This window comes from Lysinibacillus sp. NPDC097162 (assembly GCF_044762185.1).
In the GTDB taxonomy this organism is placed as follows: domain Bacteria; phylum Bacillota; class Bacilli; order Bacillales_A; family Planococcaceae; genus Lysinibacillus.
Window position 1 is genome coordinate 174,260 of record NZ_JBIWDT010000006.1, and the last position, 20,654, is coordinate 194,913.

Here is a 20,654-nt window from a genome sequence, read left to right on the forward strand (position 1 = left end):
ATATCAATATAGCGCAGATTTCATCATAGCTATTAATAATTATCAAAATAGTTTATTGAAAGACTTATAAATTTATTTATTCAGAGCATCAAATGTCAATACCTTACAACACTAAAGAAGCGTTTCATCTTTTCATATATAAGTAAATTTTATAAAAAAAGTAGTTCCTTCAGATCCTGTTTGAAATTCAATTTTTGCGTTATGACGGGCAGCAATTGCATAGCAGATACCTAGACCTAAGCCAGTGCCATTATCTTTGGTCGTGTAAAATGGAGTACCCAATTTCTCTACTATCGCAGGACTGATACCTTCTCCTTGATCCTGTACTGCAAGAATTACACAATTCCCATCCCCTTTGTAGGTACTGATGGATAGAACCTTACCTATGTTCATTGATTCTAAGCCATTACGGTATAGATTTATTATCAATTGTCGTATTTCGTTACGATTTAAAAGTAAATCTGGAATGTCATTCAGATTAAATTGAATAATTTTATTTTGATTAAATGCATCTATCTCTATTAAAGGCGTAATATCGCGAATAATAGAATTTAAATCTAACATCTGTAAATCGGATGTCTTAGTATTACCTATAGAAAGAAATTCAGTAATAATAGAATTAGCACGGTCAAGCTCTTCGATCATGACATTAAAGTAATCATTATGTTTTTCGAATTCGCTCTCTTTTTTTAATAGCTGCAAAAATCCTCGTACTGTTGTCATAGGATTTCTAATCTCATGGCTAATACCTGCTGCCATCTGACCTATTAAGTCTAGGTTTGATAATCTTTTCAATTCCTTCTCATATTTCTTTTTTTCAGTTATGTTTTTTAAAAGGCAACAGATTCCCTCATCATATGGGTACGCAACTGCTTCGTACCAATAATCACCATAAGCTGAGGTCATTTCGAAATGTACTGCTATTCGCTCTGACATCGCACGATGAAATTCTTTATACATGACCGTATCTACACATTTCGGGAAAATTCCCCATATATTTTGTCCTAATACATCCTTTGCCGTTTTCCTTTGCGGCAAATATTGATGTTTATTCATGTAAAGAAATTCCCACTCTTTGTTCAATGCAAAGAATCCATCCGTTATACTTTCAATAACACTTGTAACCTTTTCATTAGCAGCAGCTAGTTCCCTTGTTCGCTCTTCTACCATATTTTCAAGTTGGTCCATATATAACAAGTTTGAAATTGTAGGCGCTGTGGCTTCAACTATCGATTTTGCTAATTGAATTTGAGATTCATGGAAATTACATGTTTCCCCTCCTAAATTGACAACTGTTAAAACCCCTAATACTTCCCCCATTGAAATCAGTGGCATCATAAAAAGACTCATACTATCTATATTTGGAGTGAGAATTATACTTTTTGTTTCAATAATCTGTTGAATCATAGCTTCGTAGCTTTGGTTCATTCCTATGCTTTTTAGATTCTCCATCCAATCGGCTTCTGTCCAATCACAGTCTGTATTAAATTTCATGAATGTCATTGTGTTTTTTCCCAATGGATCCAGGAGGTGGGCTGCACTTTTTTCGCTACCTAAAACCTTTCCTAAGTAGTAAAAACATTTATCAAGACTTTTCTGCACGGAGGAACACATCGACAAATCACGTGTAACATTGAGTAACAATTGTTTTTCTGCAATAAGGTTTTCCTTTTGCTTTAAATTATTTGCGTTTTGAATTGCAACTGCAGCCATATTTACATATGCTTCAACACTCTGAATTTCTGATTCTGTTAAATTCATCGGTGTTCCATAATCAAATAAAAAAACTAAACCAAATATCTCTTGCTCATATGAAATAGGCAGTGCTAATAAGGATTTAATTTTGAAGGCTTCTACCGATCTCGGGTCCGGCCGATTATCCTTTGAGGTATCAGAGATATAGATGGTTTTTTTAGTTTCAATAACCTCTTTGGCCAGTAAGTCTGTTTCAACATCAATTACCTGTGTATCGAGGGTTATGCCATTCATATCTTCTGGCTTTCCCACAAATCCTCTAAATGTTCCATCTTTTTCTGGTAAATAAATACCCACCGAGTTACATTGCACGATTTCCTCGGAAATTGCCTGCGTTACACGCTGTAAAACTTCACGTAGTTCTAACTTTGTATTAATTACTTTGGTTATACTCGCGAGCCTAGAATATCTCGTCTGTTCACTTAACATTCACAATGTCTCCAATCAAAACCTACTAAAAGTAAAAGTATAATTTCTAGCTAACAGTCTAGTTCTAAATTAGTTTATATTATATCTGTATCCTATTATACATGGAAAACCTCTATTACTTATGATACGGTTTACCGTGATAGCGCTAGTTTGTTTCGACCCGATGATAGGAACGACCATAAGGCTTCTAATAACTCCAATTCGCTTTTGTTAGTTCCTGCTATTATTCCATTGCCAGTCACCTTCAATTACTCTATCCCCTCAATAGCTACATTCTCCGAATGATTTTTATTGTCATTTGTTCCCTTTCAGCTGCAATATTTAACACTCGCGCCAAGACAAATTTAAAAATATAAGAAACATTTTGATTCATAAATCTACTATATTCCCATTTTATTCTTAAACTCAGTTTTGAGAAAAAGGACTATCCAACAAATTCTTAAATGGAAACAGGTATACTTTTTTAGTTGGTGATGGATTGTAGCGAAGGCAGTTTTTTCTATACTCAACTGGACATAAACCATCCAGTTTTTCTTTTATTCTTTTTTTATTATAGTATCCAATGTAATCATTTAATTGCTTTAATCGTATGGCTTTTCCAAATATTGTATGATTAAATCTAAGCTCGGACTTTTAGAAATTGAATAACCAACGATTTCTCGATGAAAGACATCAAAAAACGCAGATAAATAGCGTTTGACTTAGGAGAAGTTCCCTTCAAAAACCGCACTTACTTATGATACGGTTCACCCTTCATAATTCTAAAGCTTCGGTAAATTTGTTCAATCAATACGAGCTTCATCAACTGGTGTGGCAATGTCATCTTGCCAAATGATTGTTTTTCGTCAGCTCGTTTGAGGACATCGTCGTGCAAGCCGAGGGAACCGCCTATAACAAAGGCAATTTTACTTTTTCCATAGGTCATTAATGATTCGATATCTGCTGCCATTTCTTCAGAAGATTTCATTTTGCCGTTTATCGCAAGGGCAATAACGTATGTGTCTGGGCTAAGTTTGGAAAGGATGCGCTCGCCTTCTTTTTTCTTCACAATTTCCATTTCTGCATCACTTAGCTGCTCAGGTGCTTTTTCATCAGGTACTTCAATTACGTCCATTTTTGCGTAGCCACCTAGGCGTTTTACGTATTCGTCGATCCCCATTTTTAAGTACTTTTCTTTAAGTTTTCCGACTGATACAATTGTTATATTCACACGTTATCCACCTTTACATTTCATTTACAAACAAATTATCCACAAAAGTTATCAACATATCCACAAGCATTTTCTATATATTGTGTAAAGTTATTTACTTGATACAATATATTCTGCTGACTGTTCACAGTAACTACATTTTGTGGATAACTTTTTTTCCTCTTCTACTTTATCCATAATTGGGAATACTTTTTGCTCCGCGACAAACATGTCTAAAGCGTGATCTATATGCTTTTCACAACTGTATTTTTCCATTTAATAGTCTCTCCTTATTTTCCGAAATTTCCACAAACTTATTCACAATTCCGTCTATGTTATCCACAACCTATTGTAACAAAGGAATAGCGAGTAGGGAAGGAAGGCTTTATACCGCTACTCGCTGTGTAAAGTTGTTATTCACAAATTTCTAGTTATCCACACCTGTATTTAATTTATTTCCTAATCGTTAGGGAGCTTTTTATCCTGATTTATTTAAAAAAATCGGTAGTAGATTATACATCTACTACCGATACTGTCATTACAATGAATCGCTATTTGTTAATGTTAATGTTACATCAACTAATTTACCTTGGCGATAAACTTTCATTGTTAATTTATCTCCGATTTTTTTATCGTTATACAAGTGTTTACGTAAATCAATTGATGTTTCGATTTTTTCTCCATCCATTTCAACAATAATATCGTATTGTTGCACGCCCGCTTTTGAAGCTGGTGAGTTGCCCATAACATCTGTAATGACAACGCCTGTTGTGATGTCTTTAGGCAGTTTTAATGTTTGTTGTTGATAGAATGCTGGTACGTCTGTTAAATCAACTAATGTAATACCCATTGTTGGACGTTTCATTTCTCCGTTGCGTTCTAGTTCCTCAATAATTGGTATTGCTGAGTTAATTGGAATCGAGAAGCCTAAACCTTCAACAGATGATTCAGCAATTTTCATGGAGTTAATGCCTACTAATTCACCAGCTATGTTCACTAGTGCACCACCACTATTACCAGGGTTAATAGCCGCATCTGTTTGCAATACTTCTTGTTGCCAATCTGCTACTTTGTCGCCATTTAAATCAACTGGTACAGAACGATCTTTCCCTGAAACAACACCTGTTGTAACAGAGCCATAAAATTCTAATCCTAGTGGATTCCCGATAGCAATAACTGTTTCCCCTTGTTTTAGTACATCTGAGTTACCAAATGTCGCAACTGTTTTAACATTTTTCGAACTGATTGAAATAACTGCTAAATCTGTCCAAACATCGCTACCGACTAATTGTGCCTCTTCTTTTGAGCCATCTTGCATTGTTACTTCTAATTGTTTTGCCCCTTCAATTACGTGGTTATTTGTTACGATAAAGGCTTTATCACCCTCTATCTTATAAATAACACCTGAGCCACTTCCTGTTTCTGTATCTTGTGTCGTTTGCTGATTCCAAAAACCGCCGCTTGCGACTTCTTGAATATTGGTAATCCCTACAACAGCACCTGATGCTTTATCGACTGCACTTATGACATCGTTCTTTACTTCTGTAGCTACTTGGTTGATGGTTGTATCATTTTTGCCAGTACTACTTGTTGTTGTCCCCGGCATTTGATTAACAAGTCCAGGAAGCATTAGCCAAACGAGTAAAGCACCGATGATTACGCCAACTAGTCCACTAAAGAAATAGCCCCCTTTACCGCCACCGCTTCCGTTGCCTCCACCTTTCTTTTTCGAACGCTTCTCTTGCATTTCTTTTTCCTCACGTTCAAGTCTCTCTTGTAGAGGTGATTTCTGGATTTCATCATTATTTAGAAAATCACTGTTTTTATCATCTTCATTAAAATAACTCATGTTCCTCATCCTTTCGTGCGACTGCTCTATCTATTAATTCTTGCCTTTATCATACGATTCAAACATTAAAATTACATGAAAAATAAATAAAATGGGTATAAAAAATAGCTGTTCAATGCATTAATAATAAATGCAATTGAACAGCTTATCTTTTTAACTATATAGACTCTATTTATTTTTGCAGATAAACAAGCAAGAAATCTCTCATAGCCTTTATGCTAACTCGATACTCACTCTTGTCCTATTTTTAAACCGTTACTAGCTTTGTCGGCTCCTCAGCATCCGTATCTAATAAACGGACATACTCACCTGCAATAATCCCACAAGATTGCAACGTTTGCGAAACGCTCATGCGCGCAAGCTCTTTCATATTATTATCTTTACTTAAATGTGATAAGTAAATATTCGTTGGCTTTTCAAACACAACCTCGCTCATCGCAATAGCTGCATCTTCATTTGATACATGTCCTACATCACTCAAAATACGACGCTTTATGGACCAAGGATAACGTCCCATTTGTAGCATATTGACATCATGATTACTTTCGAACACAAAGGAATCTGCGCCGCGAATAATACCCTTCATACGGTCGCTAACATAGCCTGTATCGGTAATAATCACGAGTTTACGACCATTCTCATGAAATGTATAAAACATCGGATCTGCTGCATCGTGGGAAACGGCAAATGATTCAATTGATAGTGTGCCAAAATGCTTCACCGTCTCCATTTCAAACTCAAAACGTTGCTCTACAGGAATATCTCCTACGAGTCCGTCCATTGCCTGCCACGTTTTTGCATTCGCATATATCGGTACATTATATTTACGCGCTAATACGCCAATTCCTTTAATATGATCACTATGTTCGTGAGTAACTAAAATGCCACTTAGCTGTTTCATATTGCGGTCGATTTTTGCAAAGAGCTGCTCCATCTTTTTTCCACTAAAGCCAGCGTCGACAATAAATGCATGATTATCGTTCTCTACATAAATCGAATTGCCTGTACTGCCACTTGCTAAAACACTAAATCGCATCATTAAACTCCCCAGTCTTCTTCTTCAACCTCTTGCTTTTCCTCTTGTATTTCAATAATCTTACCTTCCACAGCATCGACAAAATACTCTTCAATTTCACCGTCTGATAATTTTACGCGTACTTCCCATGTTGGCAATAATACTTGTGTTTGAGTTAAATAAACAAGTGTTGAATAGCCTAGCTGCATATGCTCAATACGTGAATCTGGCTTTAAAAGCCCTTTTGCATATAATGCCTGAATCACCTGAATCGGCGGAAGTACACTTTCTTGTTGCTCCACTTCCTCAATATTATCAAGCATCGTTTGCTCATACATGGTTACTTCATTGTCCGCATTCCATTGTATTTTTAACAGACCACTCTTATTGTAATAGAGCATTCGATTATTTGTTTTTTGAAAGAAGATGGCTATACGTTCATCACGATTGACCTTCCATAATCCGTAGGAACCACCTTCTTTAATATTTGTCTGCACAAACTCTGTGAAGCTTGCATCATCATTCACATTTCTCAATTTCACAGGACTTAGTAAAATTACCCGCGCCTCTTTTGGATCGGTAGTATTTGCTTGATGATTTGGATCGGTAAAATCAGCAGCCGTAAACGTATGAACTTTACCTGAAATATACGTAGCTGATTCGACGCCACTCGGCAGGACACCATATGTAATATTGTCCTCTTTCAAACGAGCATCTGTCGTTTTCTCACCTGGAACCTCAACGCTTTGTGCCTCATTGTAACGATTCACATACAATGAGTATAAGAAAATATTTAAAATTAAAAAGACGACGATAAAAATGGATTTTGTTCTATTCCAATCCATTTTTTACACCCCCAAGCATTTCAGGTGTCAGTAAAATCCATGAACCATTTCGGATAATAAACCAGCTCGGTTCTAACGTAAATAATCTTAGATTTTCATCTTGCGTTAAATAATATCCAACGGCAATTTCATCGATATCTGATAATACAATATTATTTAGCTTATGAATTTTTTCAACTATTTCCGCTCCAGATGGCAGTTCTTTAATCTCTTTTTCCGATATGTCTAAAGAAAAATAAGGACGTTTATAACGGAAAATGCGGTTATCTCCCCATACCGTTGAAATACGAGTTGTCGCTTGATCACTATAGACAGGGAACCCTTGTAAATAAAGCTGATAATCTATTTGATTTTTACTCGGATTGCTTGATACATATCGGTAATCCGCTGTGAAGCCCCCATGTTCATTAATAAATTCAAAGCTATCCTGGAAGAGCTTCGATGGCTCAATTCGTTCGCTACTTTCTGCAGCTGGATATACATATGTTAATGATTTAGCCCTTGTGTCGACCGTCATAAGAGACAATCCATCTGTATATTTTTCAAATGTCGCACTTTCAACATTGCGTTGTACAACGTTTGGCTCTGAGAATAAGACATTTTTAAATAGCTCTGGTGATAGTTCATTCATATAATACGTATATTTTACAGACTCAATTTTATCGCTAGGAACGTAAAGGGAAGTATAGCCATCACGCTCTACTTCTTTATACGCACTTTGCAATTTTGACGGTTCAATAATATCTTTAGCAAATTCATTGGCATTTGTAATACTTACATGTGAGCGTAACAGTGATTTATTAGAGCTACTAACGAAATACATCTGTACTTCTTTATTCGAGTAATTGGTCCAATCTATAATAATACGATTGAAAGTTGTCTCTGGTAACTCTTTTTCATCAAAATTGAAAATTGTATTAAGCTCTGAGAAAGGTATTTCTCCAGCGAAAAACACAGTCATACGATTATTAGTACGTATCATTTCATTGATATAGGTTGGTGAAATATTATTATTCACTCGAACTAGATCAAGAATGTTCCAGCCATCAAAGATATTCATAATATCTTTCATTGTGCCATTTGATACTGTACCTGTTAATTCATCGTCATTGCTATAAATTGCTTTATACGGCTTTATGACGTCTTCCACTTTCTTTTGTGTGCCAATTAAAATTTCCTTGCCCTCTGTTTGCTCAATTACTTTGTAATCAGGAGTATAGGTCCAAATAATGAAGGTTAGCACAACACTTAGCATGACGAGTAGAAATAAAACAATCGATTTTACCGGTTCTATATATTTCATCCCCACTCACCTGCCTCGTCAAAATCATCTAATTCAAATGGTAGTGTAAAGAAGACTGTTGTACCATATCCTTCTTCACTCTCAGCCCAAATCTTCCCACCATGCGCTTCAATCATTTCCCGTGCAATGGCTAATCCAAGGCCTGTACCCCCCATAGAGCGTGCTCTTGCGCGATCAACTCTATAAAAACGATCAAAAATTCGACCTACATTTTCTTTTGGAATACCCATCCCATCGTCTGAAATCATTACCTTGAGCATATTTCCTTGTACAGTAAAACCAAAACGGACATTACCGCCATCTGGAGAATATTTAATGGCATTCGAAATAACATTGTCAATTACTTGCGTCACCTTATCCGTATCAATTTCAACGTAATACGATGTCTCCGGAAGTAATCGTTCAAATGTTACATTTTCTGATTTAGACATTTCAAAGCGATCAATAATTCGATTAAAGAATGAATTAAATAACACAATGTCCTTATTCAATTTATAATTACTACTATCCATTCGAGATAATTGAAGTAGGTCATTCACTAAACGAATCATACGCTCGGTCTCCGTTTGGGTAACGTTTAAAAATGTTGGTGCAATATTGTCATCCTTCCATGCACCATCCATTAATGCCTCCAAATAACTATGCATCGTTGTTAATGGTGTACGAAGCTCATGTGATACATTTGATACAAACTCTCTACGTTCCATTTCGATCTTTTCCTGCTCTGTAATATCATGAAGGACCGTAATTAAACCATTAATAAACCCTGTTTCTTTTTGAATAACCGAAAAATTAGCACGTAAAATATACGGAGCCTCTGACGTACTAAAATCCAAGTTAATTGCATCATTCATATGGATTAAATCTTCAAAGCTATATTCCTGATCAATTCCTAAAACGGATGCGATAGGACGTCCTAACGTAATATCTCTTGAAATATGCAATAACTCTAATGCTGGATCATTAATAAGGATAATACGTCCTTTGCGATCTGTTGCAATAACGCCATCGGTCATATTACTAAGAACAGAATCGAGTTTTCGCCGTTCTGCCTCTGTCGTTGATTGAGACTCTTGCAAACGATTGGTCAGATGGTTAAAGGTCGTGGCAAGCTGCCCAATCTCATCTGTTCCGTAAACCCGTACTTTGCGAGAAAAGTTTCCTTTCGCCATTGCTTGCGCTTGTTTACGCATATCAGCAATAGGTTGCGTAATTGTACGTGCCACTAAAATGCCTAAGAAAATAGTAACTACTAACGATACGGCTGTACCACCTAGGAAAATACGGTTAATATCATTCATCTGTTCAAAAACAGACTCGATATTTGCTTCAATATAAAGCACCCCGATAATTTCATCGTCAGGGCCTGCTCCATCACGGATTGGCGTTGCTAGCACCCATACTCGGTTTCTTGTTTTATTATCCAGTTTTATAATATCAAATAATGTTTCTGCTGATATCGCTCGCCGGACGAGGTCTGTATTCGAACGCTGTCCAATTAAACTTTGATTATCTACTTCTGAAGTTGCAAGTATACGCTGTCTACTATCAATTACGCGAATTTCTAAAATATCACCTGTCGATACATCCTTCAATCCTGTTGAAAATTCCTTTACGATGGATTTTAGACTTTCCTCAAGTGAAGGCATACTTTCATCGCGTTCTTTCAAAATTTCTTCACGAATGCTATATTGCATCAAATCTACACGCTGAAAAATAGACTCTTGAAAATTACTTTTCAAATTCCGCTCTAATTCCTTTGCGAAATAGATGCCTATAATTTGTAATGCTAACATGATCAACAAAATATAAATTAATACAAGCTTGACATGAATTGATTTAAAGAAGCTTACTTTCTGCATTTCCTTTACTCCTGTTCAGGATTTCGTAAATAATACCCTACACCACGTCGAGTGACAATCCATGCCGGATGACTTGGATTATCCTCTATTTTTTCACGAAGTCGACGAATCGTTACATCGACTGTACGTACATCACCAAAATAATCGTAGCCCCATACTGTTTGTAAAAGATGCTCACGAGTCATCACTTGACCAATATGTTTACCTAAATAATGTAGCAATTCAAACTCTCGATGTGTTAGCTCAATTGCTTCATCACGCTTCATCACTTGATAAGCGTCAGGCTGGATAACAAGAGATCCTACTACAATTTCATTTGATGCTTCTTCTTCTTCCTCAGCTGCAGGAGCCACTACTTGAAGGCGACGCATATTAGCCTTTACACGTGCAATAAGTTCACGCGTACTAAATGGCTTCGTTACATAATCATCCGCGCCCATTTCTAAGCCTAACACCTTATCAATCTCTGAACCTTTAGCTGTTAGCATAATAATAGGGAAATCATATTTTTTTCGAATTTCTCTACAAACTTCCATACCATCTCTTTTTGGTAGCATTATATCTAATAGCATTAAATCTGGTTGCTCTTCCTCAACCTTTTCTAATGCTTCATCTCCATCATAAGCACAAATTACTTTGTAGCCTTCTTTAATTAAATTAAACTGTAAAATATCTGCGATTGGTTTCTCATCGTCAACAACTAAAATTGTTTTGCTCATACATTCTCTCCCTTTCGCTATTCATCTATTCTAAACAATGTGTATTTGTAAAGTTACTACTCTTAACTCTAACATGCTTTTAGCTTCCATGCATTATTCATGTCCAGTTTCCCTATTTCGACAATTATTTCTCGGGAAATAACTTAACTTTTATGCTTACTATACAAAAAGGCAGCCCACTATTTGGACTGCCATTTACAAAAGATCAATTACGCCTCAGCGTATTTGTATCCAGATTTAAGCTACTTAAAAAGCTCCTCATAAAAATCTGTGACATCCGCTAGGGCCTTTAACTTGATACAGCTTGGGGTTAAATCCCCACTGAATTCAATGCATCTCTGGCATCCTCTACTTAATAGAAGTAAAGGATGTTTGCTGAAGCAATTTAATTACTGACCTACATATGATAATGGATTGACAAGCTCTCCATTTTTCTCAACTTCAAAGTGTAAATGTGTACCTGTTGAATTTCCTGTAGAGCCCATAATCCCAATAACCGAACCTTTTTCAACTACTTGTCCAACGCTAACTTTTATAGAAGATAAATGTCCATAAAGCGTCGTATAGCCATTTTTATGATTAATAACAATGCGATTACCATAGCTGCCAGAAACACCAGCTGCTACAACTACACCATTATCTGAAGCTAGTATATTGTAGTTACTAGGACGAGCAATATCAATCCCACGATGGTTGGCACCCCAACGTTGCCCCATTCCACTTGAAATATAGCCCCCTACTGTTGGCCATGAAAACTCTCCCGTTCCACGAGATGAGATAACTTTTGTTCCTACAACTTCAATTTGATCTACTGGCTGTTGTAGTACTTTTTCTTCTAAAGCTACTTTTGACGTTCTTGTTCCATTTTCAGCAGTGATTAAGTAAGAAGTTTCTTTTTTACCGTTAACACCTTGCTGTTTTACAACTGTTTCACCTTTGTACATCGTAGGATCTTCTTCAGTTATTTTTTTATATGGAATTGTATCTGTAATTTTCTTTTCTTGTTTTACTTCTATCGCTACAAATGGTTTCGCAACTGTAACATTCAATGCTTGTCCAATTTGTAATACTGTATCAACTGTAAGACCAGGATTTAATGCAATTAATTCAGCCGTTGTTAAGTCATGTTTTTTAGCGACTGCTCCTAATACATCACCTGATTGAATTTGATATTCCTCTTGCTTAAGGGAGCCTGTCATTAAATACTTAACTGCCTCTTCAGGTGATACAACAGCATCTGGAGCTACCTTTTGTGTTACCCCAGAAATGCCTTGTTTAAACGTAATATTTAAAAGGCGTGATTCACCAGACTGTAAAGCTGGTAAATTATTTATAGATTGCTGGTTAGCAAGCGAGTCTAACTCTTGTTGTGAAACATATTGTAGCTTTAACATACGAATTGTTTCTTCGTAGGCATCCGCATCTTTTAAATAGGCGATTGGCTTATTATCTACTAATAATGCAAAGGCAGGCGATTGAGCTACTAATGATTGCTCAAGCTTCGCTAAAGTTTCTGCGTCCTTTGTTTCATTACTAAACACTTGCTCTGGTATTATTTTCACCGCTGAGTTAGCATCAATTAATAAGTCTTTATACTGATTACTTGCTTGTTGTTCTTTTGAAACAATAATTTCATGAACAGCTTTGTCATCAGATACAGCACCCATATATTCATTATCTACATATACATGATAGATTTTATTTAATGCTTCTTTATGATTATTTTCTTTTGTAAAGCCCACGTTTATTGCGAAACTTGCCATTAAAACTGCAATAATTGATACTTTCTTAAAAGAAGAAAAATTGTAGGTGAATCGATTGCTTCCTTCTTTTTTATTCCAAGACGAACTCATTCAATAAAGCCCCTTCCAACTTTAACCTAACATAGGTTTAATTACCCACAAAGAATTTTGCACCACTATAATGTACCATAAAGAAAATGTTGTTTGAATAATTTATCCTTTTTGTAATGAAAATGTATTATTTCTCTACTAATTGTTACATAATACCTATAATTTACAGTACTCATTCCTACTCCTCTTTTTTAAAAATTAAGAAATATTATCCTTAATTTTTTATTTCAAAACAGATTTAGAACTTATTACTTTTTAGTTTTTAAATATTTCGATAAAATAGAGTAAGAGACTAGTTGATTGGAGCGATTGAATTGAGTGATTCACAGACCTCATTGAAGGTAGCGAAAGCAAAACAACAAAAAAAGAATACAGTGCGGAAAATTACCACCAGAACGATTATGGTTGCAATAGGTGCTATCATTATGGCAGTAGGACTTGAGCTATTTTTAGTACCCAACCATATTATGGATGGTGGCATCGTTGGTGTTTCCATTATCGCCTCACATTTATTAAGCTTACCCCTAGGCATATTCATCTTCGTTTTAAACTTACCTTTTATCTTTTTAGGATATAAACAGATTGGTAAAACATTTGCACTTTCTACAGGGCTCGGCATTACAGTGCTCTCTGGAACAACAATCTTCTTACATAATCTTCAGCCATTTACAACAGACACATTACTCGCCACAGTATTTGGTGGTATTATTTTGGGCATTGGTGTTGGTATCGTTATACGTTATGGTGGTTCTTTAGACGGTACTGAAATTTTAGCCATTTTATTTAACCGAAAATCCCCCTTCTCGGTCGGAGAAATTATTATGTTCTTTAACCTTCTTATTTTCACAATTGCAGGTTTTGTTTTTACGTGGGAGCAGGCAATGTACTCTATCATGGCCTATTATATTGCCTACAAAATGATAGATATTGTGATACAAGGGATGGAAGAATCAAAATCTGTATATATTATTAGCGATGAAATTGATGAAATTGGGCAAACAATTATGGATCGGCTTGGTCGTGGGGTTACGTTTCTACATGGTGAAGGAGCCTATACTGGGAATGACAAAAAAGTTATTTTTACAGTCATTACGCGATTAGAAGAATCAAAATTAAAATCAATTGTCGCTGAAATTGACGACCATGCATTCCTTGCAATAGGGAATATTGCAGAAGTAAAAGGTGGTCGCTTCAAGAAGAAGGACATTCACTAAAAAAGAGCAGCTCGGACAAAAGAGAAAAAGGTGTTAGATTGATTACAATCAATCTAACACCTTTTTGCTTTGCCGTTGATGTTCGCTACGGCGGTTGCTTTCCGCGGGCACATCGTAAGCCGCAACCGTCGCTGTCGCGCCGCCTGTTACGTCTTACGTATTGTGCTGTTCCCGCAGGAGTCACCGCCTCCGCTACCATCAACTAGTGCTCTCTTCTAATTTTTCATTTATTACAATAGCAAGTATAACTAAGGTTTCATACATTTTAAATTGTGAGGAAATACGAACACCTTTGTTCCTTTTTTAAAATTTGTACATGCCTCTTTTTTATACTTCCCAAATATCTACTAACACATTTGTTTGTTCACGACCAGGGCCGACAGAGAAAGTAGCAATTTGAATGCCCGTTAATTCACTTACACGTTCAACGTAACGGCGTGCATTCTCTGGTAGCTCTTCTAATGTACGGCAGCTTGTAATATCTTCTGACCAGCCTGGTAGCTCTTCATAGATAGGTTCACATTGTTCAATTATATGAAGATTCGCTGGGTACTCCGTAATTGTTTCATCTTTATATTTATAAGCAGTACAAATTTTTACTGTCTCTAAGCCAGATAAAACATCAATTGAGTTAAGTGATAGATGTGTAATACCACTTACACGACGTGAATGGCGAACTACAACCGTATCAAACCAGCCAACACGGCGAGGGCGTCCAGTCGTTGTACCGTATTCGCGACCAACTTCACGGATTTGTTGACCAACATCATCAAATAATTCAGTTGGGAACGGGCCATCTCCTACACGTGAAGTATAGGCTTTACATACACCAATAACACTTGATACTTTAGATGGGCCAATACCTGCACCAATCGCTACACCACCAGCAACAGGGTTTGAAGAAGTAACAAATGGATAAGTTCCTTGATCGACATCAAGTAAAATACCTTGTGCGCCTTCAAATAATACTTTGCCACCCTCATCTAACACATCATTTAAAATTTTTGAAGTATCAGTAACATATTTTGCGATTTCTTGTCCGTAACCATAAAACTCTTCGAAAATATCTTCGAATGTTACACCTTCAACTTCATAAAACTTCTCAAACAATTTATTTTTAATTGCTAAATTATGACGTAGTTTTTCTTCAAATACTTCTTTATCTAATAAATCAGCCATGCGGATACCGATACGTGCCACTTTATCTTGATAGCAAGGACCAATTCCTTTACACGTTGTACCGATTTTATTTTCGCCACGGCTTTCTTCATCTGCGATATCTTGTTTAATATGATATGGAAAAATGACATGGGCACGATTTGAAATACGAAGATTATCCGTATTAATGCCTCGCTCTTGAAGTCCTTTTAGCTCTGTTACAAGCGACTTCGGATTAATAACCATCCCATTCCCCATTACAGAAGTTTTTTCTTTGTAGAAAATACCTGATGGGATTAAATGGAGTTTATATGTTTCTCCACCAATTTTAATGGTATGTCCTGCATTATCGCCACCTGCAAAGCGAGCGATTGCATCTGCCTTTTGTGAAAGAAAATCTGTAATTTTACCTTTTCCTTCGTCTCCCCACTGTGTTCCTACAACTACAACTGATGTCATAATCAGCACCTCCGTTAGATACGTATTGTATCTCATTAATCAAGCCGTAAATTATTGTAACAATGATAGAAACGACTCGTCAACAAAAAACAGTTAAAAATACGAACATAAAATCAATTACTATGATTTAACGTTCGTGTTTAATGACGGAATGGTATGAATATTATCTCTATTTTAGATAAATATTACTAATCACGTGGAGGTGGTGGTGGCATTTGTGACCAATCCACGTTTATAAATTTATTGAATTCCTTTTTAAAAGCAAGTGTAACTGTTCCAGTTGGACCGTTACGTTGTTTAGCAATTATAATTTCAATCATATTTTTACTCTCGGACTCTTTATCGTAATAATCATCACGATATAAGAAGGCAACAATATCGGCATCCTGCTCAATACTTCCTGATTCACGTAAGTCACTCATCATTGGTCGCTTATCCTGACGTTGTTCCACGCCACGTGATAACTGTGATAATGCAATAACAGGTACCTTTAATTCACGCGCTAATTGTTTTAACGAACGTGAGATTTCTGATACTTCTTGTTGACGGTTTTCACCTGGCTTACCACTACCTTGAATAAGCTGTAAGTAATCGATTAGAATCATTCCAAGTCCATGCTCTTGTGCTAAACGTCTACACTTTGCTCTAATTTCATTGATACGTACACCTGGTGTGTCATCAATAAAAATACCCGAATTCGATAAACTTCCCATTGCCATCGTTAGTTTACCCCAATCTTCGGTTGTTAAAGCACCTGTACGTAAAACTTGTGCATCAATATTTCCTTCCGCACATAGCATACGCATGATTAGTTGCTCTGCACCCATCTCTAATGAGAAGATGGCAACATTTTCACGTGCTTGTACAGCAACACTCTGTGCAACATTTAGCGCAAAAGCTGTTTTCCCTACAGAAGGTCGTGCCGCGACTATAATTAAGTCATTGCGTTGGAAGCCAGCTGTAATATGGTCTAAATCACGGAATCCTGTTGGAATACCCGTTACATCACCTTTACGTGATTGAAGCTGTTCAATATTATCGAATGTCTCTACTAAAACGTCTTTTACATGTTTAAAGTCGCCAGCATTTTTGCGGTTGGCGACCTCCATCATTTTCTTCTCTGCCTCGCCAAGTAATGCCTCTACCTCATCCTCACGTGTGTAGCCATCTTCTACAATTTTTGTAGCTACACGGATTAAACGACGTAAGAGCGCTTTTTCCTCAACGATTTTTGCATAGTGAGCAACGTTTGCTGCCGTAGGGACAGCATTGGCGAGCTCTAGTAAATACGATAGCCCGCCAACATCCTCAATCTCTTTTTTTGCTGATAATTCCTCAGTAACTGTTACAACATCTATCGCTTTTCCTAGATCACTTAAACGCAGCATCGTTTCAAAAATCTTCTTATGTGCGTTTTGGTAAAAATCATCGGCTAGCAATATTTCTGATGCCGTGATTAATGCCTGTGGTTCTAGAAAAATCGCACCGATAACCGATTGCTCCGCTTCCCGGTTATGCGGTGGAACGCGGTCTATCATCGGTTCGTTCATGGATAGTCGCCCCTTATTCTTCCGTTACTTGTACTTTTAATGTTGCTGATACTTCGTGATGTAGTTTTACAGGTACATTTGTAAAGCCTAGTGCACGGATTCCTTCAGGTAAAGTCATTTTACGTTTATCTATTTTAATGCCATGTACTTTTTGAAGTGCTTCAGCAATTTGTTTTGTAGAAACCGAACCAAATAGGCGACCGCCATCACCTGATTTTGCTTTTAGCTCAACAGTTAATGCTTCTAGCTTTTCTTTTAAAGCTTTTGCTTCTGCTAATTCTGCTGCTGCATTTTTTTGTTCTAATTTCTTTTGGCCTTCTAATTGACTCATTGCTTGGGCATTCGCTTCTGCAGCATAGCCGTTTTTAATTAGGAAGTTTTGTGCATAGCCATCTGCTACATTTTTTATTTCCCCTTTTTTTCCTTTACCTTTAACATCTTTTAAAAATACTACTTTCATAATTCAGAACTCCCTTCGAGTACCTCATATATGGCCTCTTCTAAATATTTTTTTACTTCATCAATGGAAAGTGCTTCTATTTGGCAAGCTGCATTCGTTAAATGCCCGCCACCGCCAAGCCTTTCCATGATAAGCTGTACATTTACTTCCCCTAGCGACCTTGCACTAATACCGATTTTACCGTCAGCACGATGCGCAATGACGAAGGATGCGTTAACGTCTTTCATCGTAAGTAAAATATCAGCCGTTTGTGCGATTAATACGGAATCATAAATTTTCGATTCTTCACCTACAGCTACTGCTACGCCAGGCTTCACGAATTTTACCGTTTGCACAATTCTTGAACGTTCGATGTACGTAATGATGTCTTCCTTTAATAACCGCTGCACTAACACTGTATCGGCACCATTTGTTCGTAAATATGAAGCTGCCTCAAAAGTACGTGCACCTGTACGAAGTGTAAAACTTTTTGTATCAACAATAATCCCCGCTAATAATGCTGTCGCCTCTAACATATTAATTTTTGCTCGCTTTGGCTGATACTCTAGCAATTCAGTTACAAGCTCTGCTGTGGACGAAGCATACGGCTCCATATAAACGAGTGTCGGATTTTCAATAAAGTCTTCGCTACGACGATGATGGTCGATAACTACTACCTTTTCCGCAAGCTTTAATAAGTATGGATCGATTACTAAATTAGGCTTATGTGTATCCACAATAATCAGTAACGATTTTTCAGTCATTTTCGCTGCAACTTCTTCTGGCGTTAAGAAATGCTCATAGAAGTCAGATTTACTTTCAATTTCATGCATTAAACGTGTTACGCTACCGTTTAATTCATCAAAATTAATAACTACATAGCCCTTTACATCATTCATTTGTGCCATTTTGCGGACCCCGACAGATGCCCCTATAGAGTCCATATCAGGGTTTTTATGTCCCATTACAAACACTTGGTCACTGTCTTGTATTAAGTCACGTAATGCATGTGAGATAACACGCGCTCTTACACGAGTACGTTTTTCTACAGGGTTGGTTTTACCACCGTAAAATTTAAGCTTTCCAGTAGGCTGCTTGATGGCTACCTGATCCCCACCCCGACCTAATACAAGGTCCAAGCTTGATTGGGCTAACTCACCAAGTTCCACTAATGAAGAAGAGCCTGCTCCAACGCCAATACTCAGCGTTAAGGAAAGGTTTTTTTGTGCTGTCTTTTCACGGATCGTATCTAAAATAGCAAATTTCTTCTTTTCTAGTTCCGTTAAAATGGACTCATTTAAAACCGCTAAAAAACGGTCCGATGAAATTCGTTTTACAAAAATACCATGCTCCGCTGCCCAGTCGTTGACAATGGATGTTACCATCGTATTTGTTAAGCTACGTGGTTGATCGTCCATTGCTTGCGTAATTTCATCATAGTTATCAACAAATAAAATTGCAATGACTGTGCGATCTGCGAAATATTGTTTTTCAATAGCGATTTGTTCAGTAATATCGAAGAAGTATAGTAAACGCTCTTCTTCTTTGTAAAAGACACGATATTTCCGATCACGCAGCGTAATCGTAGCTTCTTTTGTCTCCTCGGTCTTCATCAGTACATAGATGTCGTCGGATATATTAACGATCCCCTCACCCACTAATGCCTCATTGTCTAACACATTTTGCATATATGGATTGGACCATTCTATTTCATATTCCTCATTCACCAGCAAAATCCCAATTGGCATTTCTAGTAATGCCTCTTCTCCAACCTTTTTCATACGGAAGGAAATGGATTCAATATGCTTTTCTGTCTCTTCAAAAGTAGCTTTTTCAATTTTCCATGTATAGGCCATTAATATAGCGAAGCCTATTCCATAGCCAATACCAATCCCAATATTCCATATACATAGAAGCACAAACGTCACAATGCCAAAAATGGAAAGAACAAAAAGCGGATAGCGGATTGGTCGTCTTCTAAAAGTCCCCATTACATCAGCCCCTTATTCCTTAGTCTTCCCTTTCACAAGTGAACGCACGTCGAAACCTAAATCTATAATACCGAGTAAAATAATGAATGATGCAAGTGGAATGGCTAAAATCGTAGCGATCCATTTTACAATACTCGGCATTCCTTTTGTTGTAATGAAATAATGTATAAATGATATCCCTTGAAGGATTAATAAAAGCCACAAAATATAAGACACATTTAATACGATAACATCTAGCATAGAGCCTGCTTCTGGACGTAAAAATAGATTAATACACAATATAATCATGTAGTACCATAACACAGAACGTGGAAGTCGCATATTTTCAAACGGTGAGAATTTAGGAACTTTTATACCTAATCGTTTTAAAATTGGTAAATTTAGTGTAATAACAATAAAAGCTATTGAAAATGCTAAGATTGTCACCGTCGAAGGTATTGTTAGCTCAATAGTTTTAAGCAGAACCTCCATTTGTTCAGGTTGAATTGCAACTTGACCCGTTACACTTTTAGCAAGCTCGTTGGATTGCTCATAACTGTCCCGAGCAAGATCTAAACTCATTTCAATCACGTTAATTCCCGCTAATTGCACATAGGCTAGATACACAAGTGCTGACGATAAAAGTACCGCGATACCTGATGACATGAATAAATAAAGTTTGCTCTTCTTCAATTGAATTCCATTACCTATGACTACTCCAAGCAACGCCATAATAAAGGCAAATGGCAGCATAAATAGTCCACTCGTTAAAACTGTTAAAATACAGCCAACAACTGCAACGAGTATTGATGAGGAACGCTTGTAACTTGCGCTATACCAAGCAATCGGTAATGGAGTAAATAATAAGGCTACCATAGAAATGATTGGTACATACGCTGAAGCAATCATTAAGATTGTAAAAATTGCAACCATCATCGAGCCTTGTACAAGCGCCTTTGTTTGATTATTCGGCATTGAAAACCTTCCTTTTTGTCAGTCAAACTTACTAAACTTTATTGTACCATTTTTTCACCTTATTGAACAA

General features: G+C 36.7%; 17 protein-coding genes. 1 reads left to right on the forward strand and 16 read right to left on the reverse strand.

The window, feature by feature from the left end:
* Positions 1-132 precede the first annotated feature (132 nt).
* From ACIQXW_RS20315 to ACIQXW_RS20365, 11 genes are all read right to left on the reverse strand, one after another.
* A complete protein-coding gene (locus tag ACIQXW_RS20315) occupies positions 133-2,184 on the reverse strand; it encodes a GAF domain-containing sensor histidine kinase (protein WP_402765060.1) in 2,052 nt (683 codons plus the stop codon).
* A gap of 405 nt (positions 2,185-2,589) precedes the next feature.
* Positions 2,590-2,790: an IS3 family transposase gene (locus ACIQXW_RS20320; protein WP_402765127.1), complete on the reverse strand. Its 201-nt coding sequence runs from the start codon at positions 2,788-2,790 to the stop codon at positions 2,590-2,592.
* A 124-nt stretch (positions 2,791-2,914) separates the two neighbouring features.
* On the reverse strand, positions 2,915-3,394 hold the full coding sequence (gene rlmH / locus ACIQXW_RS20325) for a 23S rRNA (pseudouridine(1915)-N(3))-methyltransferase RlmH (RefSeq protein WP_401012291.1): 480 nt from the start codon (positions 3,392-3,394) through the stop codon (positions 2,915-2,917).
* Positions 3,395-3,484: 90 nt separating this feature from the next.
* Positions 3,485-3,649: a CxxH/CxxC protein gene (locus tag ACIQXW_RS20330; protein ID WP_340821556.1), complete on the reverse strand. Its 165-nt coding sequence runs from the start codon at positions 3,647-3,649 to the stop codon at positions 3,485-3,487.
* A gap of 262 nt (positions 3,650-3,911) precedes the next feature.
* Positions 3,912-5,222, reverse strand: coding sequence for a S1C family serine protease (locus tag ACIQXW_RS20335; protein WP_402765065.1), 1,311 nt, complete (start codon positions 5,220-5,222; stop codon positions 3,912-3,914).
* 247 nt (positions 5,223-5,469) lie between these two features.
* Positions 5,470-6,258, reverse strand: coding sequence for an MBL fold metallo-hydrolase (locus tag ACIQXW_RS20340; protein WP_401021127.1), 789 nt, complete (start codon positions 6,256-6,258; stop codon positions 5,470-5,472).
* A gap of 2 nt (positions 6,259-6,260) precedes the next feature.
* Positions 6,261-7,082 carry a two-component system regulatory protein YycI gene (locus ACIQXW_RS20345; protein ID WP_401020915.1) on the reverse strand — a complete coding sequence of 274 codons (822 nt, stop codon included), beginning with the start codon at positions 7,080-7,082 and terminating at the stop codon, positions 6,261-6,263.
* Complete coding sequence (locus tag ACIQXW_RS20350; RefSeq protein WP_401020914.1) at positions 7,069-8,385, reverse strand: YycH family regulatory protein; 1,317 nt, start codon at positions 8,383-8,385, stop codon at positions 7,069-7,071. Before ACIQXW_RS20350 ends, ACIQXW_RS20345 begins: the two co-directional genes overlap by 14 nt.
* Positions 8,382-10,247 carry a cell wall metabolism sensor histidine kinase WalK gene (gene walK, locus ACIQXW_RS20355; RefSeq protein ID WP_401020913.1) on the reverse strand — a complete coding sequence of 622 codons (1,866 nt, stop codon included), beginning with the start codon at positions 10,245-10,247 and terminating at the stop codon, positions 8,382-8,384. Before walK ends, ACIQXW_RS20350 begins: the two co-directional genes overlap by 4 nt.
* A gap of 5 nt (positions 10,248-10,252) precedes the next feature.
* Positions 10,253-10,966 carry a response regulator YycF gene (gene yycF, locus ACIQXW_RS20360; protein WP_173479152.1) on the reverse strand — a complete coding sequence of 238 codons (714 nt, stop codon included), beginning with the start codon at positions 10,964-10,966 and terminating at the stop codon, positions 10,253-10,255.
* Positions 10,967-11,355: 389 nt separating this feature from the next.
* On the reverse strand, positions 11,356-12,819 hold the full coding sequence (locus ACIQXW_RS20365) for a peptidoglycan DD-metalloendopeptidase family protein (protein WP_402765070.1): 1,464 nt from the start codon (positions 12,817-12,819) through the stop codon (positions 11,356-11,358).
* Positions 12,820-13,220: 401 nt separating this feature from the next.
* On the opposite strand from ACIQXW_RS20365, the gene ACIQXW_RS20370 reads away from it, so the two are divergent.
* Positions 13,221-14,033 carry a YitT family protein gene (locus ACIQXW_RS20370; RefSeq protein ID WP_340826390.1) on the forward strand — a complete coding sequence of 271 codons (813 nt, stop codon included), beginning with the start codon at positions 13,221-13,223 and terminating at the stop codon, positions 14,031-14,033.
* Positions 14,034-14,360: 327 nt separating this feature from the next.
* On the opposite strand, the gene ACIQXW_RS20375 is transcribed toward ACIQXW_RS20370, so the two are convergent.
* The 5 genes from ACIQXW_RS20375 to ACIQXW_RS20395 form a co-directional block, all read right to left on the reverse strand.
* Positions 14,361-15,650 (reverse strand): adenylosuccinate synthase, encoded by a 1,290-nt coding sequence (locus tag ACIQXW_RS20375; protein ID WP_402765074.1) that lies wholly within the window; start codon positions 15,648-15,650, stop codon positions 14,361-14,363.
* 188 nt (positions 15,651-15,838) lie between these two features.
* Positions 15,839-17,200 (reverse strand): replicative DNA helicase, encoded by a 1,362-nt coding sequence (gene dnaB, locus ACIQXW_RS20380; protein WP_173479150.1) that lies wholly within the window; start codon positions 17,198-17,200, stop codon positions 15,839-15,841.
* A 13-nt stretch (positions 17,201-17,213) separates the two neighbouring features.
* Positions 17,214-17,660, reverse strand: coding sequence for a 50S ribosomal protein L9 (gene rplI / locus ACIQXW_RS20385; RefSeq protein ID WP_340821548.1), 447 nt, complete (start codon positions 17,658-17,660; stop codon positions 17,214-17,216).
* Positions 17,657-19,630 (reverse strand): DHH family phosphoesterase, encoded by a 1,974-nt coding sequence (locus ACIQXW_RS20390; protein ID WP_401020905.1) that lies wholly within the window; start codon positions 19,628-19,630, stop codon positions 17,657-17,659. Before ACIQXW_RS20390 ends, rplI begins: the two co-directional genes overlap by 4 nt.
* Positions 19,631-19,642: 12 nt before the next feature.
* On the reverse strand, positions 19,643-20,584 hold the full coding sequence (locus tag ACIQXW_RS20395) for a YybS family protein (RefSeq protein ID WP_402765078.1): 942 nt from the start codon (positions 20,582-20,584) through the stop codon (positions 19,643-19,645).
* Positions 20,585-20,654 lie beyond the last annotated feature (70 nt).